This is a genomic window from Mesorhizobium amorphae, assembly GCF_014843845.1.
GTDB classification, from domain to species: Bacteria; Pseudomonadota; Alphaproteobacteria; order Rhizobiales; family Rhizobiaceae; genus Mesorhizobium; species Mesorhizobium amorphae_A.
Window position 1 is genome coordinate 298,307 of record NZ_JHQS01000051.1, and the last position, 22,212, is coordinate 320,518.

The window sequence follows — 22,212 nt, forward strand, 5'->3', positions numbered from 1 at the left end:
CTAGTCTGAGATCATGTCCCACGATCATGACCACGACAACGAACTCGACCCGTTTGCCGCGCGGGTGCGCGCGCTGGAGACGATCCTGACCGAGAAGGGCCTGATCGATCCGGCCGCCATCGACGTCATCGTCGACACCTACGAGACAAAAGTCGGACCGCGCAACGGCGCCAGGGTGGTGGCGAGGGCCTGGGTCGACGCGGAGTTCGCCGCCTGGCTGAAGCGCGATGCGACGGCGGCGATCGCCTCGCTCAGCTACACCGGCCGTCAGGGCGAGCACATGCAGGCCGTGTTCAACAGCGAGGCGACGCACAACCTCGTCGTCTGCACGCTCTGCTCCTGCTACCCGTGGTCGGTGCTCGGCCTGCCGCCGGTCTGGTACAAGGCGCCGCCCTATCGCTCGCGCGCGGTGATCGATCCGCGTGGCGTGCTGGAGGAATTCGGCCTGACCTTGCCGGCCGCGACAAAAATCCGTGTCTGGGATTCGACTGCCGAGCTGCGCTATCTGGTGGTGCCGATGCGGCCGGAAGGGACACAAGGCTGGAGCGAGGAGCGGCTGGCCGAACTGGTGAGCCGCGATGCGATGATCGGCACCGGCCTGGCCAAGGAGCCGGCATGAACGGGCCGCAGGATCTCGGCGGACAGATGGGTTTCGGGCCGGTCGCGCCCGAAAAGGACGAGCCGTATTTCCATGCGGATTGGGAGAAGCGCGCGCTTGGCGTGACGCTCACCGCCGGTGCCATGGGCGCCTGGAATATCGACGAGAGCCGGCATGCGCGCGAATCGCTGCACCCGGCCGACTATTATGCCTCGAGCTACTACCAGATCTGGATCAAGGCGCTGGAGGTGCTCTTGAAGCGCCACGGTTTTGTCAGCGAGCGCGATCTCGAGGCGGGCAAGGCTGTTGATCCAGCCGCAACCCCCAAAAGAGTGCTGAAGGCCGAAAATGTGCCGGCGGCACTGGCCAGGGGCGGTCCCTGCGACCGGCCTGTTGCGACACCGGCGCGGTTCAAGACCGGCGATCTCGTGCGGGCCAAGACTCTCCATCCGACCGGCCACACGCGGCTGCCGCGCTATGCACGCGGCAAGCAGGGAAAGATAGACGCGGTGCGCGATGGCTTCGTCTTTCCCGACAGCAACGCGCATGGCCAGGGCGAAAACCCGCAATGGGTCTATACGGTGGTTTTCGACGGCGCCGAGATCTGGGGCGAGGGCGCCGACCCGACGCTGACCGTGTCGATCGACGCCTGGGAGAGCTATCTTGAGCCGGCATGAGCCTGCCGCTGGATTGCCGGCGGGTTTCAACGAGCCGGTGTTCGCAGAGCCGTGGCAGGCCGAAGCCTTCGCCATGACGATGGTGCTGCACGACAAGGGCCTGTTTTCCTGGAGCGAATGGGCCGATGCCTTGTCCGCCGAGGTCAAGAGGCCCGGCGCTGCAAGCGACGGCCACGACTATTACGAACACTGGCTGGCGGCGCTGGAAGGCCTGCTGTCGGCCAAGGGCGTCGCCGGCAGGAGCGATGTCGATGCGCTTGCCGCTGCCTGGGAACGCGCCGCGCATGCGACGCCGCACGGTAAGCCGATCCTGCTGGAGAATGATCCAGGGGCGAGCGGAGGTCGTGGCGACGCGAGCGCATAGGCGGCGGCCTTACTGTTTGTTCTCTTTACGTTCTGAATTCTGCCTGATAGCCTGCGACATTGAAAGTCGGTAGACCCGCCACCTTTGGCAGGGGTGGTTGGCAACCGATCTTGTCTTTCCCTTGCGAATCCGGTCTTTCGCGCTGATGGAATTCTCTCCCCAACAGGATGATGCCCTGAAGGCGGTTGCCCGCTGGCTCAAGGAGGGCCGGCCGCAGCTCTTCCGGCTGTTCGGCTATGCCGGTACCGGCAAGACGACGCTGGCGCGCTATTTCGCCGAGCATGTCGACGGTCAGGTGCAGTTCGCCGCCTTCACCGGCAAGGCGGCGCAGGTGCTGCGCTCCAAGGGGGCGACCAACGCCCGCACCATCCATTCGCTGATCTACAGGCCGAAGGGCGAGGAATCGGTGTCGGACGAGGTGACCGGCAAGACCTCGATCTCGCCGACCTTCTCGCTCAACCGGCAAAGCCCGATCTCGCGCGCCAAGCTGGTCATCATCGACGAATGCTCGATGGTCGACGAGCAGCTTGGCCGCGACCTGATGAGCTTCGGCACGCCGATCCTGGTGCTCGGTGATCCCGGCCAGCTGCCGCCGATCTCGGGCGGCGGTTTCTTCACCGACCACGAGCCGGACGCGCTGCTCACCGAAATCCACCGCCAGGCCCGTGACAACCCGATCATCCGGCTGGCGCTCGACGTGCGCGAGGGCCGCGAATTCATGCGCGGCGACTACGGCACGGCGCAGGTCATCGGCAAGGAAGACGTCAACCAGGAACTGGTGCTGAAGGCGGACCAGGTGCTGGTCGGCACCAACCGCACGCGCCGGCGCTATAACCAGCGGCTGCGCGAATTGAAGGGGTTCAATGCCGATTATCCGCAGGCCGGCGACAAGCTGGTCTGCCTGCGCAACGATCCGGCCAAGGGCCTGCTCAACGGTTCGCTGTGGAAGGTGATGACCTCGTCGCGCGAGACAGTGAAGCCGGGCATCAACCTTCTGGTCTCGCCGGAAGAGGACGATCCGGACCGCGGCGTTGCCAAGATCAAGCTGCTCAAGGCGGCATTCGAGGATCCGGATGCGGAGATTCCGTGGCAGCAGAAGAAGCGCTTCGACGATTTCGACTATGGCTACGCGCTGACCGTGCACAAGGCGCAGGGCTCGCAATGGAACGAGATCGTGCTGTTCGACGAAAGCTGGGCGTTCAAGGAAACCCGCCAGCGCTGGCTCTACACCGCGATCACCCGCGCGGCCGAACGGTTGACGATCGTCAGATGATCATGGCGGCTTGGCCGGCCTGGCGTCGAGCCAACGCCAGGCGGCGGCTTCGTCCTTCCAGTCGAAGTGCCTGAGCTCGAAAGGCGGTGGCGCGGAGAAGAAGCCCTGGGCGTAGGGGATCCAGTCCGGTTTGCCGACCGCGGCGCAGCGGCGGATATGCTCCAGGGCATGGGCCGTGCCCTGCCTGGCGGTTTCGTCGGACACGTGGGGCCAGTCGACACCATCGTGGTCGATCAGGCGCACCAGCACGTCCAGTTTCGGATGGAGCGCATAAGCCGCCTCCAGCAGTCCGAACAGGTTTTCCGCGTCGGCGGCCGCGACATGGCCGACGATATCGACAGCGAAAAGGTCTTCACGGTCGGTGTCGATGCGGCGCACCGCCGGCACGGCGTCGAGAAAGTTCAAGGGCTGTTCCTTTCGCGGTTCATCCCCTTGGAACACCCAAAACCCTCTGTCTGTTCCCGACAAAGGCGCTATAGATGCGCCCCGTCTTGTGAAACTGGACCCGATGCCATGCCCGCAAAGCTCTCCGTCAACCTCAATGCCATCGCCATGCTGCGCAACCGGCGCGACCTGCCATGGCCGAGCGTCATCGGGCTCGGGCGCCTCGCTCTTTCCGCCGGCGCGCATGGGCTGACGGTGCATCCGCGACCCGATGAGCGGCATACGCGGCACTCCGATTTGCCGGAGATCAGGGCCTTGATCGACGACGAGTTTCCAAAGGCCGAGTTCAACATAGAGGGCTATCCGTCCGAGGATTTCCTGGCGCTTGTGGAAAAGCACCAGCCGGAACAGGTGACGCTGGTGCCCGACGACCCGGCCCAGGCCACGTCGGACCATGGCTGGAACTTCGCCACGGACGCCACCTTCCTCACTCCGATCGTCAAACGCCTCAAAAAGGCAGGTGTGCGCGTGTCGCTGTTTTCCGATTCGGACCCGGACGGCGCCAGGATCGCGCGCGATATCGGCGCCGACCGGATCGAGCTTTACACGGGGCCGTATGGCAGCTGCCATTCCGATTCCGCCAAGGCGGCCAAGGAACTGGAAAGATTGGGAAAAACCGCGGACGCTGCGATCGCCGCCGGGCTTCAGGTCAATGCCGGGCACGATCTCACGGTGAACAATTTGCCGGCACTGGCCAAGCGCATTCCGGCATTGGCCGAAGTGTCGATCGGACATGGGTTGACAGCCGATGCGTTGGAGTATGGCATGGCCGGCACGGTGGGGCGGTTTCTCAGGGCTTGCGGATGGTAGAGAGGCAAGCCTCGCGTTGCCGGCATGGAAGCCATAACGTCGGGGCACTTGATATTGCATCGCAGCAAGCGTAGAGCACCGCGCGTTTATCGGAGTGTCGTTTATGGCCCTTGCCAACACTGGTAGTGAGGCAGAAACCGTCGACCAATCGAGCCATCCCGAAATCGAGCAGCATAGCACCAAGGTGCTGATGCTGGGGGCGCTCGGCGTGGTCTATGGCGATATCGGCACCAGTCCGATTTATGCGTTTCGCGAGGCATTGCATGCTTCGTCCGGCGGCGATGTCGCCGAGCGCGGCGATATTCTCGGCGTGCTGTCGCTGATCATCTGGTCGCTGACGATCATCGTCACCATCAAATACATCATGTTCGTGCTGCGCGCGGACAACCGCGGCGAGGGCGGCGTGCTGTCGCTGATGGCGCTGGCGCGCGGCAGTCTCCCGACGCGCTCGGCGGTCATCCTCGGCGTCGGCATTGTCGGCGCCTCGCTGTTCTTTGGTGACGCCGTCATCACGCCGGCAATCTCGGTGCTTTCCGCGGTCGAGGGCATGAATGTCGTCACGCCAGCGTTCCAGCCCTATGTGGTGCCGCTGACATTGCTCATTCTCGCCATCGTGTTCGCGGTGCAACGGTTCGGCACAGGCGGCGTGGGCCTGGTGTTCGGTCCGGTGACGGCCATATGGTTCCTGGCCATCGGGCTTTCCGGCCTCAACCACATCATCGACGACCCGGAAATCCTGCTGGCGGTCAGCCCGCACTATATCGTCGCCTTCCTGATCAATTCGCCTGACGTCGCCTTCGTCACGATCGGCGCTATTTTCCTGGCCGTCACCGGCGCCGAGGCGCTCTATGCCGATCTCGGCCATTTCGGACGCAAGCCGATCGTGCTCGCCTGGCTGGCGATCGTGTTCCCTTGCCTGCTGCTCAACTATGCCGGGCAGGGAGCCTTCGTGCTGGCGCATGGTGGCGTCGTCGGCCATCCGTTCTTCGAGATGAACCAGGGATGGACGCTTATCCCGATGGTGGTACTGGCGACCGCGGCAACCGTGATCGCCAGCCAGGCGGTGATTTCCGGCGCCTTTTCGCTGACCAGGCAGGCGGTGCAGCTCAACATGCTGCCGCGGCTCGAGATCCTGCACACGTCGGAAAAACAGTCCGGCCAGATCTACATGCCGCGCGTCAATCTGCTGCTGGCGCTGACGGTGATGCTGCTGGTCGTCGGTTTCGGCGAATCGAGCAGGCTTGCCGCGGCCTACGGCATTTCGGTCACCGGCAACATGCTGGTGACGACGGTGCTGCTCTATGTCGTCATGACCCGTATCTGGAAATGGCGGCTCTGGGTGGCGACCGCGATGACGGGGTTGTTCGTCTTCATCGATATAGGCTTCTTTGCATCCAACATCGTCAAGGTCTTCGAAGGCGGCTGGGCGTCGCTGGCGGTGGCCTTCACCGTCGTGCTCGCCATGTGGACCTGGGTGCGCGGCAGCCGCTATCTGTTCGACAAGACCCGCCGCAACGAGATTCCGCTCGATTTCCTCGCCGGCAATCTGCTGAAGAAGAAGCCGCAGCTGGTGTCGGGCACGGCCGTATTCCTGACCAGCGATCCGCTGAGCGCGCCGACCGCGCTGATGCACAGCCTGAAGCATTACAAGGTGCTGCACGAACAGAACGTCATCCTGTCTGTGGTGACGGCGCCGCAGCCGGTTGTGCCCGACAGCGACCGCGTCAAGATGGAGACGGTCAACGAGCTGTTCATGCGGGTGACGCTGAACTTCGGTTATATGGAACAGCCGAACATTCCGCGCGCGCTGGCGATCTGCCGCAAGCAGGGCTGGAAGTTCGACATCATGACGACGTCCTTCTTCCTGTCGCGGCGTTCGCTCAAGGCCTCGCCCAATTCAGGCATGCCGGTGTGGCAGGACAAGCTGTTCATCGGCCTGGCGCGCACGGCGGCGGATGCGACCGAGTATTTCCAGATTCCGACCGGGCGCGTTGTCGAGATCGGCACGCAGGTGGCCATTTGATGGGCTCGAACTAGATCATCGAGGAGGCGGGCATGAGCGGCGAATTGGTGCTTGTGTCCGGCGGGTCGGGCTTCCTCGGCGCTCACTGCATCCTGGCTCTGCTGGATGCAGGCTACCGCGTTCGCACGACCGTGCGGTCCAGCAAGCGTGAAGCCGATGTTCTGGCGATGCTGAGGGCCAGCGGCGCCGAACCCGGCGATGCGCTCTCCTTTGCCCATGCCGATCTCATGGCCGACGCAGGCTGGCCGCAGGCCGTTGCCGGTTGCGACTATGTACCTCCATGTCGCCTCGCCATTTCCGCCCGGCGTGCCGAAACATGAGGACGATCTGATCGTTCCTGCCCGTGGAGGCGCATTGCGCGTGCTCAGGGCCGCGCGGGACGCCGGTGTCAGACGGGTGGTGATCACCTCCTCCTTTGCTGCCGTCGGCTACGGCCAGACGCCAATTGCCGGCCGCCCGTTCACGGAGGAGAACTGGACCAATCTGGCGGACAAGGTGAGCGCCTATGTGAAATCGAAGACACTGGCGGAGCGGGCCGCGTGGGATTTCATTGCCGATCAAGGCGGCGCATTGGAGCTGGCAGTCGTCAATCCGGTCGGGATTTTCGGACCGGTTCTGGGCCCCGACCATTCGACCTCGACAGATTTCATAGGACGCCTGCTGGACGGTGCGATGCCCGGTCTGCCACGCATGCTGTTCGGCGTGGTCGACGTGCGGGACGTGGCGGACCTGCATCTGCGCGCCATGACCAACCCCGCCGCCAAGGGCGAACGGTTCCTGGCCATCAGCGGGGATTTCATGACGATGCTGGAGATCGCACAAACGCTGAAAGCGCGGCTGGGCAATGCAGCGTCGCGCGTTCCGACAAGAGTGCTGCCGGATTTGGCTGGTGAGGCTCGTCGGCCTGTTCGACGGGCAAGCGGCCCAGATCGTGACGGAGTTGGGCAAGGCCAGGAACGCGACGAGTGCGAAGGCCATGCGCCTGCTGGGCTGGGCGCCGCGTTCGCGCGAAGATGCGCTGGTTGCGACCGGGGAAAGCCTGATCCGGCTGGGGCTGACCAAGACATCGAAATAGTGGTGCGGGAAGCCGATCTACCTGGCTTCCCGCACCGCAGACCTCAACCGGCCAGGGCGGACTTGTTCGCCTCGAGGAACTCTCTCAGCGTTTGCGGCTTCCTGCCCGAAAGCGTTTCGATCGCGTCGGTCACCATGGCGATGCGGCCGGAGCGCGTGTTGGCGTCGAAGGAGACGATGACGCGCGCGAATTCCTCGGGAACGCCGGCCGCCTTCACGCCCTCGGTCAAGGCTTCGTCGGGCAGTTGGATGACGTCCAGCGGTTTGCCGGTGACTTCGCTGACCAAAGCGGCGATCTCGGCCGTCGTATGCGCCTTTGGGCCGGTCAGCGTGTAGGTCTTGCTTTCGCTCGAGCCGGAAGCGAGGCCGGCGGCAATCGCCGCCGCCATGTCGTCGCGCGCAGCGTGGGCAATACGGCCATCGCCGGCGGACGTGTACCACTGTCCCGAGGCGATTGCGTGCGGCAGCGCCATGAACAGGTTCTCCTGATACCAGCCGTTGCGGAAGATCGTATAGGGGATGCCGCTGGCCTTGATCGCCTGCTCGGTGCCGTAGTGGTCACCGGCAAACAACACCGGCGATACCGGTTCAGGGTTGGGCATCGAGGTGTAGAGCAGATGCGAGACGCCGGCCTTCGTGGCCGCGGCGACGGCATTCTCGTGCTGCTTCAGGCGTTTGCCTGTTTTGAGATCGAGATCGCCGGTCGAAATGATCAGGACCCTGTCGGCGCCCTTGAATGCGCTTTCCAGCGAGGCTGCGTCGCTGAAGTCGGCGGCTCTGACAACGACGCCGCGCGCCGCCAAATCGGCCAGGCTTTCGGGATTGCGCGTCGTGGCGATGATCTGCCCAGGCGCAACTTTGTGCGTGTCCAGGAGATAGTGGATGACACCGCGGCCAAGCTGGCCGGAGGCGCCGGTGACGAGAAGGGTTTGGGTCATCGGGAGATCCTGATTTTGCGCCGAAGCGGTGGGTGCTGCATAGGTCTCAAAAAGAGACCAGCACTAAAATAGGAATTGACCTGTCGTCGTAAAGAAGGCAGTTTTTCGGGAGGTAGGCACACGCAGGGAACCAGCGATGGACGGTAAGATCGTCAATCTGAAATCGAAGCTCGAGATCTACAAAGCCATGACGGCCGGCGCCAATTTCGCCGATTGCCCGGTTCGCGACGTCATGCGGGGCATCAACGGCAAATGGAGCCCATTGCTGGTGATGGCGCTGGCGGAAAAGCCCTATCGCTTCGGTGAGCTGCGCCGGCTGGTTCCTGACATCTCGCAGCGCATGCTCACGCAGACGCTGCTTGAGCTGCAGCGCGACGGCTATGTGCATCGCGAGGTGTTCCCGACCAAGCCGCCGAGCGTCGAATACAGCCTGACCGATCTTGGACGGTCGATGTTCCATCCCTTGTATCAACTGGTCCAATGGGCCGAGCTCAACCATGAGGCCGTGCGCGACGCGCGGGCCGCCTTCGACGCTGCTTAGCCCAGAACTCGTCTTTCGAAGCGTCAAAGCGCCGAGTTGATTTGGCGATGCCCCTGAGGGATTGTGCCCGCCGGTTGGGTTTGGGCGGGCAATGCAAGAATCTCTCGACATCGCGATTGCAGGCGCCGGGCCGGCGGGGCTGGCCACGGCGCTCTATTTGAAACGCGCCAGGCACCGCGTCACCATCTTCGAGCGCTTCGACGAACCGAAAGCCGTCGGGTCGGGGCTGATCCTGCAGCCGACCGGGCTGACCGTGCTTGCAGACCTTGGCCTGCTCGACGACATCCTGGCGCTGGGCAGCCGCATCGATCGTCTGCACGGCGCCGATGCCAGGAGCGGACGCACGGTGCTCGCCGTCCGCTACGATGCGCAGCGCGGCCGCCGGTTCGGGCTGGCGGTGCACCGTGCGGCGCTGTTCGGCGTGCTGTTCCGTGCCGCCAAGCGCGAGGCGATCGCCATCGAAACCAGTGTCGAGATCGAGGCGCTGGAGAGCGGCGAACGTGTGATGCTCGCCAGCGCCAACGGAAAAAGGATCGGACCCTTCGATCTGGTCGTCGACGCCAGCGGTTCGCGCTCGAAGCTGCGCCAGTGCCTGAGCGACCCAGGCGAGGTGCGCTCGCTCGCCTATGGCGCGTTCTGGGCCTCGCTTGGCTGGCGTGGCGAGGGCTTCGACGAAAACGCGCTGCTGCAGCGCTACGACAGGGCCAGAATCATGGTCGGCGTGCTGCCGATCGGCCGGCCGGAACCCGGCGCCGAACGAATGGCGGCGTTCTTCTGGAGCCTGAAGCCGGCGGACGCCGAAAGGGTGCGGGCCGCGGGCATCGATGCCTGGAAGGCGAGGGTGGTCTCACTGTGGCCGCAATGCGAGGCCTTCACCAGCCAGATCGACAGTTTCGACCAGCTTTCGCTGGCGCGCTATGGCCATCATACGATGAGGCTGCCGGCCGGCCGCCGGCTGGCGATCATCGGCGACGCCGCGCATTCGACCAGCCCGCAGCTTGGGCAAGGGGCGAACATGGCGCTGCTCGACGCGGCGGCGCTCAGCCACGCGCTGGCAAGGACGAACGGTGTCGACGAGGCACTGGAAGCCTATGTGAGGGCGCGGCGCTGGCACGTGCGGGTCTTCCAGGCGCTGTCGCTGGCGTTCACGCCGTTCTATCAGTCGGACTCTGTGGCGCTGCCGTTCATCCGCGACCGGCTGGTAGCGACGATCGCAAAGATCCCGCCGGCGCCGCAATTGCTCGCTTCGATGGTGGCCGGAACGGTGATCGATCCGTTCAGGCCGATCGGGCTAAAGGAAGCGAAGTGGCCTGATCGCTCCTCAGGATGAGTTCCGAAAGATGCGAGCCCTTCGCCTGCAGGAAGGCATGCAGCCGCTGCGGATAGTCTGAGGCAACCGCGTCCCGTACCGAATGGCGTTCGCTCAATGCCTTGCGCCACACCCGGACAAGCGGCTTTCCGCTGAGAATGCCGAAATCGCCGATCCGGTCGAAGACATCGAAGTAGCGGAAGATCGGCCCGTAGACGGTATCGACGAGGGAAAGGCGCTCGCCGGCGAACCACGGTCCCAGGGAGGTGCGATCGGCCAGTTCTGTCTCGATCCGATCGAACATCGCCGCTAGGCCTTCGCTCTCGGCCCGGAAGGCTGCCTCGCTGGCAGCGGAATAGAACCGGCCGATGGCGTTGAGGATGGCCGAGCCGAACTCGATCCAGGCGCGGTGTCGGGCGCGGGCATAAGGGTCGGCAGGGTGGAGCGGATTGGCCTCGGTCTCGTCCAGGAATTCGAGGATGACGGCCGATTCGAAAATCACCGTCTCCTGGCCGTTCTGCCGGACGCGCAGCAGCGGCACCTTGCCGAGCGGCGATATCGCCTCGAACCAGGCAGGTTTGTTGGCGAGGTCGATGGTGATGCGTTCGAACGGCACGCCCTTTTCGGCAAGGGAAATCGCCGCGCGCTGCACATAGGGGCAGAGATGATGGCTGACCAGGATGAGCTTGTCGGTCGTCCTATCGATCAGGCCGCCCGTATCCGGGATGTCGGTGATTTTGCAGATTTCGCGTTTCATTGGCTGTTTCCCAAGTTAATGCAGATGCATCTATATAGATGCGGAAGCATCTATCGTCAAGCTTGATGCAATTGCATCTATCGCCTATGCTGCTCGCATGAACAAGAAAGCCGCCCCTTCGCCCGAGGCCATCAAGGCTTGGGCCCGCCTGATGCGCGTTTCGCGCCGGCTCGTCGAGAAGGCTGAGGATGCGCTGAAGGAGGGGGGCTTGCCGCCGCTGACCTGGTACGACGTGCTGCACGAGCTTGCCGAAGCGGGCGAGGGCGGGTTGCGGCCGTTCCAGCTGATCGAGCGGACCCTGTTTGCGCAATACAACATCTCGCGGCTGCTGGCGCGGCTCGAAGCCGACGGGCTGGTCGAGAAACTGCCGGTCTCGGATGACGGCCGCGGCCAGACCATCCGCATCACCGGCAAGGGACGCGAAACGCGTCGCCTCATGTGGGCCGTCTATGGCAGGTCGATCGCGGATCTGGTTGGCGCCAGGCTTTCCGCTGATGAACTCGACACATTGGCGGGACTGCTTGGGCGGCTGCGTCATCCGCCGGAGTGACTTGTCGCCGGAAAACTGGCCGGCGAGATCCCGCGATTTCAGACCGGGTGGCTGCCCCAGAAAAAGGCCAACGTCGCCAGCACGCCAAGTGCCGCGCGAACCAGATGCAGATTGCCCCATCTGAGGATCAATGCCCTGGCTTGCGGATTGACGCCGGCCGCATCCATCGCTTCCAGCGTTCTGTTTGTCGGCATCATCACGATCAACGTCCATGGCCACGGCAAGATGATCAGCACCGCCCCGACCAGATAGGCGAGACTGCTGGTCTGCCACCAGGCAAGGACACCGAGAACAAAGGCGACAACCGCGATCGAGGCCTGCATGGCGGCACCGCGCTTGTAGGAGGGCTGCCATTCCTGCAGCAGCGGCCGATCTTCCAGCCGAAGCCGGGCCGGCTGCTCGGCGACGCTTACATAGATGGCGGCGCCCGTGAAAGCAGCGGCAACGGCCAGTGCAAGCAATCCGATGAACATCATGCATCCCGGGATTTGGACCTTTGGGACAAATAGCGCTTGCACCGGGCCCGGCAATGCGTCATAGAAGTGCCGAACCGTAACGTACGGTACGCTATCTGAGCGATTGGCGATCATCGGGGCAGGAAGAAAGTTTTGTTGCAGGCAAGCGCCGATATCGACACCTGCGAAGCGCTGACGGAGCGGCAGAAAGCCGTGCTGGATGCAGCACTTCGCCTGCTGGTCGAGGAGGGCGATAATCTGACCATGACGGCGGTGGCGCGCCGCGCAAGCTGCTCCAAGGAAACGCTCTACAAATGGTTCGGCGACCGCGACGGGCTGCTGACGGCGACGGTGCAGTGGCAGGCCTCGAAAGTGCGCGTGGCGCCGGTCGACGGCAAGGGGCTCGGCCTCGCCTCGCTGACCGCGAGCCTGGAGCGCTTCGCGTCCGATTGGCTCAACGTGATCTCAAGCGACACCTCGATCGCGCTCAACCGGGTGGCGGTCAGCCATGCCGGATCGGGCAAGGACAATCTTGGCGCCGTCGTGCTGGAAAATGGCCGCTTCGCTTTGGCCCGGCGCCTGAAGCCGGTGCTGGAAGCAGGCCGCCAGGCCGGGCTTCTCGACTTTTCGGATGCCGAAACGGCGTTCCGGAGCTTTTTCGGGCTGGTCGCCCGCGACGTGCAGATCCGTCTGCTGCTCGGCGACCGGCTGGAATTGACTGAGGCGACAATCGGCGGCGATGCCGCCCGGGCGACGCAACAGTTTCTCGCTCTTTTCGGAGCAAAAACCGGGCCACAAGGCCTCTGATACCAAACGGGAAGGAAGACGAAAATGCGTGTCTATTACGATCGCGATGCCGATCTCAACCTGATCAAGGGCAAGAAGGTCGCCATCATCGGCTATGGCAGCCAGGGCAGGGCGCACGCGCTCAATCTCAAGGATTCCGGTGCCAAGGACATCGCCATCGGCCTGAAGGCCGGCTCGGCGACCGCCAGCAAGGTCGAGGCCGACGGTCTCAAGGTGATGAGCGTGGCGGAAGCCGCCAAATGGGCCGACCTGATGATGATGGCGACGCCCGACGAATTGCAGGCCGACATCTACAAGAACGAGATCGCGCCGAACATCCGCGACGGTGCCGCAATCGCCTTCGCGCACGGCCTCAACGTGCATTTCGGCCTGATTGAGCCGAAGGCGTCGGTCGACGTCGTCATGATCGCGCCGAAGGGCCCGGGCCACACGGTGCGCGGCGAATACCAGAAGGGCGGCGGCGTGCCGTGCCTGGTCGCCGTCAACCAGGACGCTTCGGGCAACGCGCTCGATCTGGCGCTGTCCTACGCCTGTGGCGTTGGTGGCGGCCGTTCGGGCATCATCGAGACCAATTTCCGCGAGGAATGCGAGACCGATCTGTTCGGCGAGCAGGTGGTGCTGTGCGGCGGCCTAGTCGAACTGATCCGCGCCGGCTTCGAGACGCTGGTGGAAGCCGGCTACGCGCCGGAAATGGCCTATTTCGAGTGCCTGCACGAGGTCAAGCTGATCGTCGACCTGATCTATGAGGGCGGCATCGCCAACATGAACTACTCGATCTCGAACACCGCCGAATGGGGCGAATATGTTTCGGGTCCGCGCATCATCACCGCCGAGACCAAGGCCGAGATGAAGCGCGTGCTGAAGGACATCCAGACCGGAAAATTCACCTCGGAATGGATGCAGGAATACCGCGCCGGCCTGTCGCGCTTCAAGGGCATCCGCCGCAACAATGACAGCCACCAGATCGAGGAAGTCGGCGCCAAGCTGCGTGCGATGATGCCGTGGATTTCCAAGAACAAGCTGGTCGACAAGGCCAAGAACTAATTCGCTACTTATGGTTGCTGCGAAAGCCGGCGGAGCGATCCGCCGGCTTTTTCTTTCCGCTCAAGCGGTGGAGAGCTGGTTTGCCGAGGGCCGGCGTTCAGCCGTAGTGCCAATGCGGCTTCGGCTCGGTGCCGGTGAACTCGACGCCGATGCGGTCCTCGCGGCGCCAGCGGACCACGGCCTTGTAGCCGATGCCGTCGGCCGGCACATAAAGCAGGAACTCGTCCGGCACGCGCGCGCCGATCGGGACTTTGAGTTCGGCGCCGCCCGCATGCATGTTGCGCAGCGTGCATTTGACTTCGGAGTTGGTGATCCCGGTCAGGATCGACGCGCCCTTGAGCACGCGCTGCCGGTGCCTGTCTCTGGTTTCGTCCTCGGCCATCGTGCGGAATCCCAGGGGCGATCGTCGCTCGGGGAGCGCTCGGATCAGACCAGTCGATAAACCGGCCTGATAAACAGAGCGTTAGCGTCGATCGGCTTTGTCGGAACCGGTCGCCGAAAGCAAAGCGGCGCCGCATCGTGCGACGCCGCCGGGCATTCCTGTATCTGCCGCTCAGCTATAGGGCGACCAGCACTGCTGGCGGGGACCATTGTAAGGCTGGAACGTATTGTCCCACGCCCGGTAAGAGCGGTAGCGATCGTAGCACCATTGGACATGGGCATTGGACGAGCGGTATATGCGGCGCGGCTGGTAATAGCGCGGATAGGAATTATAATAGTAGGGATTGTAATAGTTGCCGTAGGCCAGGCTGCCCAGACCCAGGCCGAGGCCCAGTCCCAGAAGGGCGTCACCGCCATGGTAATGACGGCGGTGATGGTGACGTCTCCAGCGCCAGTTGTCGCCGTTGTCCCAGTTGCGGGAAAAACGACGCTCGCGGAAATTGCCGCCACGGTTGCGCCAACGCCATTCCTGATTGAACTGCCGGTTGTTGCCGCCAGCCCATTCGTCGCGCACGGGTGTGATCCCGGACGCCGCGGAACTGACCGGGATCGAAAGATCGGGTTGCAGGATCGGGCCGGCCAGCGACGGAGCCGTCAGGCCCGCGACAAGACCCAAGGTCATCAGACCGGATCTGACAGAAGACAAAAAGAGCGGTTTCATGGCACTCTCCGAAGAACAAGGCCCCACGCCCAGATTACCCGGCAAGAAGCCTATTGATGGACCTTTCCGTCTGAACGGAGGATGAACGGAAAGGTTCCGTCAACCATGGCGATCAACCATGGCGGGCAGAGATCCGGCTCTTGTCTTCGTACCCGCTTGCGGGCAAAGGTCACGGCCATGTCGCTGCGCCTCGCTACCTTCAATGTCGAGAACCTGATGAACAGGTTCGATTTCTCCGGCTATCGCAACCAGCTCAACGAGGATCGCACGCTGGCGCTCTTCGATATCAAGAGCGAGGCCGAATACAGGATGCTCGAGCAGGCCCGCGCCATCGCCCAGTCCGACGACACGCGCCAGCTGACGGCGCTGGCGATCGCCGCCACCCGCGCCGACATCATCTGCATGCAGGAGGTCGACAATATCGAGGCGCTGAAGGCCTTCGAATACGGCTATTTGTTCAAGATGGTCGGGGAAGGCTACCGGCAGAAATACACCACGGCCGGCAATGATTCACGCGGCATCGATGTCGCCGTCATGATGCGCAACGAGACCGCGCAGGGCCAGCCGATCGAGTTCGTGCGCATGACCAGCCACGCCTATGTCACTTACGAGCAGTTCGGGCTGCACACGCCGGAACTGGCGGCACTCGGAAACGATGCCAATGAGCGCATCTTCCGGCGCGACTGCCTGGAGATCGACCTAACGGTGGGCGGCGTGCCGCTGACGCTCTATCTCGTGCATTTCAAGTCGATGGGCTCGCCGCGCAACGGGCTCGATGGACGCGAGGCGACGATGCCGATCCGCATCGCCGAGGCGCAAGCGGTGCGCCGCATCATCGAGGAGCGTTTCGGCAAGGTTCATGCCGCCGACAAGCGCTGGGCGATCTGCGGCGACATGAACGATTACCGGCAGCGGGTGAAGATCGAGGGCGACAGTTTCGATGGCTTCCGCTTCCAGGTGATCGACGAGAGCCAGTCCTGCATCAACGTTTTGACCGCCGGCGGCTTTTGCGAAAACGTGGTCGAGCGGCGACCGGAGATGGATCGCTGGAGTTTCTACCACACGCGCGGGCCACAGGAGCGGCATCTGTGCCAGCTCGACTACATCCTGTTGTCGAAGGGGCTGGCGGCGAAGAACGCGACGGCCGTTCCCGACATCATCCGCAACGGCCAGCCCTGGCGCACCATCTTTCCGGCCGGCCAGGAGGTCGACCGCTTCCCGCGCGCCGGCTGGGACCGGCCGAAGGCGTCCGACCACTGCCCGGTGGCGATCACGCTGGACATGGCCTGAACGTGAGCTTCGACCTGCCGCGCAACGTCATCCTGCCGGTCGACGCCGTCGACGTTCGGCTCGACCCCGGCCCGCATCCCTTTGCGCGCGACAACGAACGGGCGATCGCCGAGAACTGGCAGCGCGAGATAGAGGCCAATCCCGCGCTTTTCGATGGCACGGTGGTGCTGCTCTCCGCACTTGCCTATCGCGACCGACGCCTGGTTGGCCGCTGCCATGCGGTCAACTACTCCACGTTCATGCTCTGGCGTAAGCGGCGCGAAAATTCGGGTGCCGAGCATGCCTATGCCCATGCCATGCTGGTCGCCGCCGACAATGCGCTGGTGGCGATCCGCATGGGTCCGCACACGGTCAATGCCGGCCGCGTCTATTTCGCTGCCGGTTCGTTCGAACCCATCGATTTCCGTGACGGGCTTGTCGACGTCGACTTCAACATGATGCGCGAGGTGAGCGAAGAGACCGGGATCGATCTGTCGGGCGCACAACGCGGCAAGCGTTATTATGCGCTATCGACACCAAGCGGCACGGTGATCTTCCGCCATTATAGGGTTGCCGAGCCAGGCGACGAGATCGCACGGCGCATCTCGGTTTTCGTTGCCACCGAGACGGAGCCGGAAATCGAAGGCCCGGTGATCATCCGCCATGCTTCCGACCTGCCGGAAGGACTGATGGGGTACATGAAGCCGCTCATCGAGTGGCACTTCGCGGGCAGCGGCCAAGACCCGAGCGGCGCCCCGTCGTTTCGTTGACCGCCTGAACGGAAGCCGGATTACGGAAAGAGCGGCGGTAGGGCGTCGTGTCTCGTGCTTTCCCCAATGCGAGGTTCGCCCACAGGGACAGCAGCCGGTTTCGGACGGTTCGCAAGGCCTGCGCCATCGTCCTTGTAGTAATAGCTGTAGCCATTGATGGCCGGCGCGCCACCGAGATGCGCGTAGAGAATTCTTGCACCCTCGGGGAAGAAGCCTTTCCTGGTCAGATCGATCAGGCCCTGCATCGACTTTCCCTCGTACACCGGATCAGTGATCATGGCCTCGGTGCGGGCCGCCAGCCGGATCGCGTCGTTCGTGGCGTCCGACGGAACACCATAGGCGGGATAGGCATAGTCGGGGTTGATGACGATTTCGTCGTCGCGGATGGCGCGGCCGAGCCCGACGAGCGCGGCGGTGTCGTCGACGATGTGGCGGATCTGGGCGCGGGTCTGGTCGAGCGTCCCCGAGGCGTCGATACCGATCACCCGGTCGGCGCGGTCTTGCGCGGCGAAGCCAACGATCATGCCGGCCTGCGTCGACCCGGTGACAACGCACACGATGATATAGTCGAAAGTGAAGCCAAGTTCGGCTTCCTGGCTGGCCACCTCCTCGGCGAAGCCGACATAGCCCAGCCCGCCGAACTTGTGCACGGAGGCGCCGGCCGGGATCGGATAGGGCTTGCCGCCGGCGTCCTTCACCGACTGGATCGCGTCCTCCCAGCTCTTGCGGATGCCGATGTCGAAGCCGTCGTCGACGAGCCGGCTGTCCGCGCCCATCAGGCGCGTCAGCAGGATGTTTCCGACCCGGTCGTAGACCGCATCATAGTGGGGCACCCATTTCTCCTGGATCACCACGCACTTCATGCCGATCTTGGCTGCTGTCGCGGCGACCATCCGCGTGTGGTTCGACTGAACGCCGCCAATCGACACCAGCGTGTCGGCGCCGGTGCGAAGAGCGTCCGGCACGATGTATTCGAGCTTTCGCAGCTTGTTCCCGCCCATGGCGAGCCCGGAATTGCAATCATCACGCTTTGCGTAAACCTGTACTTTCCCGCCTAACGCCGCGCTCAGCCGCGGCAGAAGCTCGATAGGCGTCGGGCCGAAGGTCAGCGGATAACGTTCAAACTTTGCGAGAAGTGACATCGATATCAGTCTCCGCCGTGGTCATTTTCTATGGGTTGATCATAGGCCGACTCCTGCGAAAGGTGTTCTCGAACTTGCTTATGAAATTTACACACATCCCACACTATTGCAGTATGATTGGCCTGATCGTCCACTTGAGCGCCAAGAAATGGAAGAATCTTCCACTGAAACTCTCGATCGCATCGACGTCAGGATCCTGCGCGCCCTTCAGGCCGAGGGACGGCTGACCAATGCCGACCTGGCGGCCCGCGTGAATGTCAGCGCCGCCACCTGCCATCGGCGCACGCAACGCCTGTTTGAAGAGGGCTACATCACCGGGGTCAGGGCGGAGATCGCGCCCGCTGCGGTAGGGCTTGGCGCGCTGGTGATGGTCGGCGTGGTGCTCGATCGCTCGACACCTGAAAGCTTCGCTGCTTTCGAAGAGGCCGTGCACAAGCTCAAGGAAGTCCTGGATTGCAATCTCGTGGCCGGCGACTTCGACTATCTGTTGAAGATAAGAGTTCGCGATATGGCGGATTTCAACAAGCTCCACGGGCAGAAGCTGATCGCGCTGCCAGGCGTTCGGCAGACCCGGACTTTCTTTGTCATGAAGGAGGTCAAAGAGAACGCGCGACTGCCGTTTTGACAGGCCGCTGGTCCCTGTTTCCATGTTGGCTGACGGTCAGCCCTGCCCCTTGCCCTGCGCCGCCTTGCGGTCGTTGTGGGCGGCGACGAAGAACAGGATGACGCCGAGACCGAGCAGCGCGCCCATTGCCGTTCCCATGGTCTGGCCGACCACCTGCTGGAACTCGGCGGTGACGCGATCGGGATTGGCCATGCCGTAGCGGGCGAGGTACCACCAGAGGCCCGCAAGGGCCGCCTCGATGATCACCAGCACCAGGATCAGCCGCGCCTTCTTGCTCATGTGCATTCCTCCACCCAAGGGTGAATTGCACTACCATCGCAAACCGAGCGGCGACAGTGGGGCGCGGGGCGGAAAAGTCAAAGCCTGTGCATAGTCGGATCGGGGCGGCGGACAGGTTTCCGGCGCGGCTGCTCTATTCGTGCCGCAGCGCGTCGATGGGATCGAGTCTGGCGCCGCGCAGCGCCGGGAAGAAGCCGAACACCATGCCGATCAACGCCGAAAAGCCGACCGCGAGCAGGATGACCGCCGGGCTCGGCGCAAACGGGATGGTCAGCGCCACCGAGGCGATGCCGGCCAGTGCCAGGCCGATGAGGATGCCGATGATGCCGCCGAGCAGCGACAGCACCGTCGCCTCGACCAGGAACTGGATAAGGATGTGCTTTTCATGCGCGCCGATGGCGAGCCGGATGCCGATCTCGCGCGTGCGCTCGGTGACAGAGACCAGCATGATGTTCATGATGCCGATGCCGCCGACCAGCAGGCTGACGCCGGCGACGGCGCCCAGCATGCCGGTCATCGTCGTGGTGGCGCTGGCCATGGCGTCGGCGATCTGGGTCATGTCGCGGATCGAGAAATCGTCATCGCGGTCCGGCGTGATGCGGCGCGTGTCGCGCAAGATGTCCTCGACGCGCGGCTGCAACTCGGTGGTCGGCGTCCGGTCGTCGGCGGCGATGTAGATCGAATCGATATCCCGGTTGCCGGCGATGCGGCGCTGATAGGCGGCAAGCGGCATCAGCACGACATTGTCCTGGTCCTGGCCGAAGCCGGTATAGCCCTTGGGCTCGAGCAGGCCGATGATCTTGCAGGACGTTCGGTTGACGCGGATGATCTCGCCCTCGGGATCGCCGGCGCCGAAGAATTGCTGGCGCACCGTCTCCCCGATCAGGCAGACGCCGGCGCCCGAGCGGGTCTCGGAATCGCTGAACGGACGGCCGGAAACCAGCTTCCAGTCGCGGGCGTCGAGATAGGCGCTGTCGGTGCCGGTGACGCCTGAGGTCAGGCTCTCGGTGCCGAAGATGACGCGCACCTGTTTTTGCGAGGCGGGCGAGATGGCGCGGGCGCCGCTGAGATGCGCGACCAGTGCGGCGAGGTCCTTTTCTGCCAGCGGACGGACCACCTGGTCGAGGCCGCCTGGTCCGCCGGGACCGGCCGGGCGGCCGGAGCGCACGACGAGCAAATTACTGCCGAGCTTGGAGATGTCGGCCTTGACCTTCTCGGTGGTGCCGGAGCCGATGGTCAGCATGGCGATGACCGCGGCGACGCCGATGACGATGCCGAGCAAGGTCAGGAACGAGCGCAGCACGTTGCGGCGGATGGAGATCAGCGAAAGGCGGACGGTTTCCCAGATCATCGGTCAGGCCACTTCCAGCTTCGCCGAGTCCGACGCGACGTGGCCGTCGAGGAAGCGAATGGTGCGCTCGGCATAGGCTGCGACGTCGGCTTCGTGCGTGACCATGGCGATGGTCAGGCCAAGCTCGGCGTTCAGCCGCGTCAACAATTCCATGATCTCATGCGTGCGGGCGGTGTCGAGATTGCCGGTCGGCTCGTCGGCGACGAGCAGCGTCGGCCGCGTGACGATGGCGCGCGCGATCGCCACGCGCTGCTGCTGGCCGCCGGAGAGTTCGGCCGGCGTATGATGCTCGCGGCCGACAAGGCCGACCTCCGCCAGCGCCTGCATGGCAAGCGCGCGGCGCTCGCTTCTGGCGACGCCGCGATAGATCAGCGGCAGCTCGACATTTTCCGCCGCCGTGGTGCGCGGCAACAGGTTGTAGCCCTGGAAGACGAAGCCGACATAGAGGTTGCGCAGCAGGGCGCGGCGGTTGCGGTCGAGCCGCCCGGCGTCAATGCCTTCGAAACTGTAGGTACCCGCCGTCGGTGTGTCGAGGCAGCCGATGATGTTCATCGCCGTCGATTTGCCCGAACCGGACGGGCCCATGATGGCGACGAACTCGCCCTTGCGGATGGCGAGATCGACGCCGGCCAGCGCATGCACCCGCGCCTCGCCCTGGCCATAGGTTTTCAAGACCTTGTCGAAGCTGATGAAGACGGGGCCAGACACGGCGTCAGCTCCGCAGCTGCGAGCCGGTGATGACCTCAGCGCCTTCATCCAGGCCCGAAATGATTTCGGTCAGTTCGCCGTCGGTGGAACCGATCTTGACATTGACGGCACGCGGCCGGCCGTTTTCCAGCACGTAGAGCGTGCGCGAGCCGTCGGTCGGGGTCGTCGTGGCCTGGCGCTGGCGGTTGCCGCCGGGGCGGCCCATGCGGCCGGTGAACAGATCCCTCAGGCTCCAGCTGCGGGCGGCGGCTTGCGCCGGCCGGTAGCGGAAGGCGGTGGACGGCACGGTAAGCACGCCCTTGGCCTGTTTGGTGACGACCGAAACGGTGGCGGTCATGCCCGGCCTGAGCAGAAGCTCGTTGTTGTCGACCTCGAGGCGCGCGTCATAGGTGACGACGCCATCGGTGGTGACGGAAGCATAGGAAATGTCGCGGATCTCGGCGTCGAAGGGCCGCTCAGGGAAGGCGTCGACGGTGAAGCGCGCATGCTGGCCGGTCTTGACCGCGCCGATGTCGGCCTCGTCGACAGCCGCCTTCAACTCCATGTTTCTAAGATCGGCCGCGATGATGAACAGCACCGGCGCTTGCAGCGAGGAGGCGACGGTCTGGCCGGGATCGACCGAGCGCGTCAGAACGATGCCGTCAATGGGGGCATAGATGGTGCTCTTGGCCAGATCCGTCTGCTGCGCCTTGAGGTCGGCATTGGCGATGGCAAGATTGGCTTCGGCGCTGTCGAGCGCCGCCTTGGAGCGGTCACGCGTCGCGGTGGCCGCTTCGAGCGACTGGTCCGTCGCCATGCCGCGCTTGGTCAGCGCTGCCGCGCGGGTGAGTGCGCTTTCGTTCTCCTTCAACGTTACCGTGGCGTCCTCGAGGCTCGCCGCCGCTGCCTTGGCGGACGCCTGGGCACGCTCGATCTGCACCTCCAGCTTGGCGGTGTCGAGCGCCGCCAGCACGTCTCCCTTCTTCACCTGCTGGTTCTCGTTGACCGAGACCGAACGGACGACTCCGGACAATTCGCTGGAAATATCGACCTGGGTGAGGGGCTGCAGCGTGCCGGTGGCCGAGACCGCGACGGTGAGGTCGGCAATGGCGGCCGGCACGGTCGTATAGTCGATCTTGGCGGGTGCGCCGGCATACCATTGGTAGCCTCCGACGCCGGCGGCAACAGCGATCAGTGCCAGCAGTGCGTAGAGCCAGCCGCGGCGACGTGTCTTCCGCAGACCGCCTCGATCAAGCCCAAGCGCCGTCTCGATGGCGGAATCCGATTCCGCCTTTGGCGGATTGACAAGCTGGTCCAAGCCGG

Annotated in this window: 25 protein-coding genes and 1 pseudogene; 15 read left to right on the forward strand and 11 right to left on the reverse strand. The window is 64.0% G+C overall.

Annotation, left to right across the window (positions count from 1 at the left end):
• Positions 1–13 precede the first annotated feature (13 nt).
• The 4 genes from nthA (at position 14) to DH08_RS19800 (ending at position 2,912) form a co-directional block, all read left to right on the forward strand.
• Positions 14–619 (forward strand): nitrile hydratase subunit alpha, encoded by a 606-nt coding sequence (nthA, locus tag DH08_RS19785; protein ID WP_192180921.1) that lies wholly within the window; start codon positions 14–16, stop codon positions 617–619.
• The gene (nthB, locus tag DH08_RS19790; protein WP_192180922.1) at positions 616–1,275 is read left to right on the forward strand and encodes a nitrile hydratase subunit beta; all 660 of its coding nucleotides are present in this window, start codon (positions 616–618) and stop codon (positions 1,273–1,275) included. Before nthA ends, nthB begins: the two co-directional genes overlap by 4 nt.
• The gene (locus DH08_RS19795) at positions 1,262–1,639 is read left to right on the forward strand and encodes a nitrile hydratase accessory protein (protein WP_192180923.1); all 378 of its coding nucleotides are present in this window, start codon (positions 1,262–1,264) and stop codon (positions 1,637–1,639) included. Before nthB ends, DH08_RS19795 begins: the two co-directional genes overlap by 14 nt.
• 145 nt (positions 1,640–1,784) lie before the next feature.
• Entirely contained in the window at positions 1,785–2,912 is a 1,128-nt protein-coding gene (locus DH08_RS19800) for an ATP-dependent DNA helicase (protein WP_192181048.1), read from the forward strand.
• Here DH08_RS19800 and DH08_RS19805 read toward each other — a convergent pair whose 3' ends face one another.
• On the reverse strand, positions 2,913–3,317 hold the full coding sequence (locus DH08_RS19805; protein WP_192180924.1) for a SpoIIAA family protein: 405 nt from the start codon (positions 3,315–3,317) through the stop codon (positions 2,913–2,915). It abuts the gene before it with no gap.
• Positions 3,318–3,425: 108 nt separating this feature from the next.
• On the opposite strand from DH08_RS19805, the gene DH08_RS19810 reads away from it, so the two are divergent.
• The 3 genes and pseudogenes from DH08_RS19810 to DH08_RS36940 all read left to right on the forward strand — a co-directional run bounded on the left by DH08_RS19810 (position 3,426) and on the right by DH08_RS36940 (position 7,264).
• Positions 3,426–4,166 (forward strand): pyridoxine 5'-phosphate synthase, encoded by a 741-nt coding sequence (locus DH08_RS19810; RefSeq protein ID WP_192180925.1) that lies wholly within the window; start codon positions 3,426–3,428, stop codon positions 4,164–4,166.
• 103 nt (positions 4,167–4,269) lie between these two features.
• Positions 4,270–6,189: a potassium transporter Kup gene (locus tag DH08_RS19815; protein ID WP_192180926.1), complete on the forward strand. Its 1,920-nt coding sequence runs from the start codon at positions 4,270–4,272 to the stop codon at positions 6,187–6,189.
• Between the two features lie 32 nt (positions 6,190–6,221).
• Positions 6,222–7,264, forward strand: a pseudogene (locus tag DH08_RS36940) (SDR family oxidoreductase).
• A gap of 43 nt (positions 7,265–7,307) precedes the next feature.
• Here DH08_RS36940 and DH08_RS19825 read toward each other — a convergent pair.
• Complete coding sequence (locus DH08_RS19825; RefSeq protein WP_192180927.1) at positions 7,308–8,201, reverse strand: SDR family oxidoreductase; 894 nt, start codon at positions 8,199–8,201, stop codon at positions 7,308–7,310.
• Between the two features lie 136 nt (positions 8,202–8,337).
• Here DH08_RS19825 and DH08_RS19830 point away from each other — a divergent pair, with 136 nt between their 5' ends.
• Complete coding sequence (locus DH08_RS19830; RefSeq protein WP_192180928.1) at positions 8,338–8,742, forward strand: winged helix-turn-helix transcriptional regulator; 405 nt, start codon at positions 8,338–8,340, stop codon at positions 8,740–8,742.
• 91 nt (positions 8,743–8,833) lie between these two features.
• Positions 8,834–10,072: an FAD-dependent oxidoreductase gene (locus tag DH08_RS19835; protein ID WP_192180929.1), complete on the forward strand. Its 1,239-nt coding sequence runs from the start codon at positions 8,834–8,836 to the stop codon at positions 10,070–10,072.
• Here the strand turns inward: DH08_RS19835 and DH08_RS19840 are convergent.
• A complete protein-coding gene (locus DH08_RS19840; protein WP_246800932.1) occupies positions 10,020–10,808 on the reverse strand; it encodes a glutathione S-transferase family protein in 789 nt (262 codons plus the stop codon). The two genes, DH08_RS19835 and DH08_RS19840, sit on opposite strands and share 53 nt — an antisense overlap.
• Before the next feature lie 97 nt (positions 10,809–10,905).
• Here DH08_RS19840 and DH08_RS19845 point away from each other — a divergent pair, with 97 nt between their 5' ends.
• A complete protein-coding gene (locus tag DH08_RS19845) occupies positions 10,906–11,358 on the forward strand; it encodes a MarR family winged helix-turn-helix transcriptional regulator (protein ID WP_192180930.1) in 453 nt (150 codons plus the stop codon).
• A gap of 38 nt (positions 11,359–11,396) precedes the next feature.
• On the opposite strand, the gene DH08_RS19850 is transcribed toward DH08_RS19845, so the two are convergent.
• Positions 11,397–11,831, reverse strand: coding sequence for an anthrone oxygenase family protein (locus tag DH08_RS19850; protein WP_192180931.1), 435 nt, complete (start codon positions 11,829–11,831; stop codon positions 11,397–11,399).
• 138 nt (positions 11,832–11,969) lie between these two features.
• Here DH08_RS19850 and DH08_RS19855 point away from each other — a divergent pair, with 138 nt between their 5' ends.
• Positions 11,970–12,620, forward strand: a complete 651-nt coding sequence (locus DH08_RS19855) for a TetR/AcrR family transcriptional regulator (protein ID WP_428338739.1) — start codon at positions 11,970–11,972, stop codon at positions 12,618–12,620.
• Positions 12,621–12,644: 24 nt separating this feature from the next.
• Positions 12,645–13,664: a ketol-acid reductoisomerase gene (ilvC, locus tag DH08_RS19860; protein WP_006204991.1), complete on the forward strand. Its 1,020-nt coding sequence runs from the start codon at positions 12,645–12,647 to the stop codon at positions 13,662–13,664.
• 97 nt (positions 13,665–13,761) lie between these two features.
• Here ilvC and DH08_RS19865 read toward each other — a convergent pair whose 3' ends face one another.
• Positions 13,762–14,046 carry a PilZ domain-containing protein gene (locus DH08_RS19865; RefSeq protein WP_192180933.1) on the reverse strand — a complete coding sequence of 95 codons (285 nt, stop codon included), beginning with the start codon at positions 14,044–14,046 and terminating at the stop codon, positions 13,762–13,764.
• 171 nt (positions 14,047–14,217) lie between these two features.
• A complete protein-coding gene (locus DH08_RS19870) occupies positions 14,218–14,766 on the reverse strand; it encodes a BA14K family protein (protein ID WP_192180934.1) in 549 nt (182 codons plus the stop codon).
• Between the two features lie 177 nt (positions 14,767–14,943).
• On the opposite strand from DH08_RS19870, the gene DH08_RS19875 reads away from it, so the two are divergent.
• The gene (locus DH08_RS19875; RefSeq protein WP_192180935.1) at positions 14,944–16,056 is read left to right on the forward strand and encodes an endonuclease/exonuclease/phosphatase family protein; all 1,113 of its coding nucleotides are present in this window, start codon (positions 14,944–14,946) and stop codon (positions 16,054–16,056) included.
• 2 nt (positions 16,057–16,058) lie between these two features.
• Positions 16,059–16,805 (forward strand): hypothetical protein, encoded by a 747-nt coding sequence (locus DH08_RS19880; protein WP_192180936.1) that lies wholly within the window; start codon positions 16,059–16,061, stop codon positions 16,803–16,805.
• A gap of 20 nt (positions 16,806–16,825) precedes the next feature.
• Here DH08_RS19880 and DH08_RS19885 read toward each other — a convergent pair whose 3' ends face one another.
• Entirely contained in the window at positions 16,826–17,947 is a 1,122-nt protein-coding gene (locus DH08_RS19885; RefSeq protein WP_192180937.1) for a 1-aminocyclopropane-1-carboxylate deaminase, read from the reverse strand.
• Between the two features lie 148 nt (positions 17,948–18,095).
• On the opposite strand from DH08_RS19885, the gene DH08_RS19890 reads away from it, so the two are divergent.
• On the forward strand, positions 18,096–18,572 hold the full coding sequence (locus tag DH08_RS19890; RefSeq protein ID WP_192181050.1) for an Lrp/AsnC family transcriptional regulator: 477 nt from the start codon (positions 18,096–18,098) through the stop codon (positions 18,570–18,572).
• A 36-nt stretch (positions 18,573–18,608) separates the two neighbouring features.
• Here DH08_RS19890 and DH08_RS19895 read toward each other — a convergent pair whose 3' ends face one another.
• The 4 genes from DH08_RS19895 to DH08_RS19910 form a co-directional block, all read right to left on the reverse strand.
• Entirely contained in the window at positions 18,609–18,851 is a 243-nt protein-coding gene (locus DH08_RS19895) for a hypothetical protein (protein WP_192180938.1), read from the reverse strand.
• A gap of 133 nt (positions 18,852–18,984) precedes the next feature.
• Positions 18,985–20,202: an ABC transporter permease gene (locus tag DH08_RS19900; RefSeq protein WP_192180939.1), complete on the reverse strand. Its 1,218-nt coding sequence runs from the start codon at positions 20,200–20,202 to the stop codon at positions 18,985–18,987.
• A 3-nt stretch (positions 20,203–20,205) separates the two neighbouring features.
• Positions 20,206–20,910, reverse strand: a complete 705-nt coding sequence (locus DH08_RS19905) for an ATP-binding cassette domain-containing protein (protein WP_192180940.1) — start codon at positions 20,908–20,910, stop codon at positions 20,206–20,208.
• Between the two features lie 4 nt (positions 20,911–20,914).
• A complete protein-coding gene (locus tag DH08_RS19910; protein ID WP_192180941.1) occupies positions 20,915–22,207 on the reverse strand; it encodes an efflux RND transporter periplasmic adaptor subunit in 1,293 nt (430 codons plus the stop codon).
• Positions 22,208–22,212 lie beyond the last annotated feature (5 nt).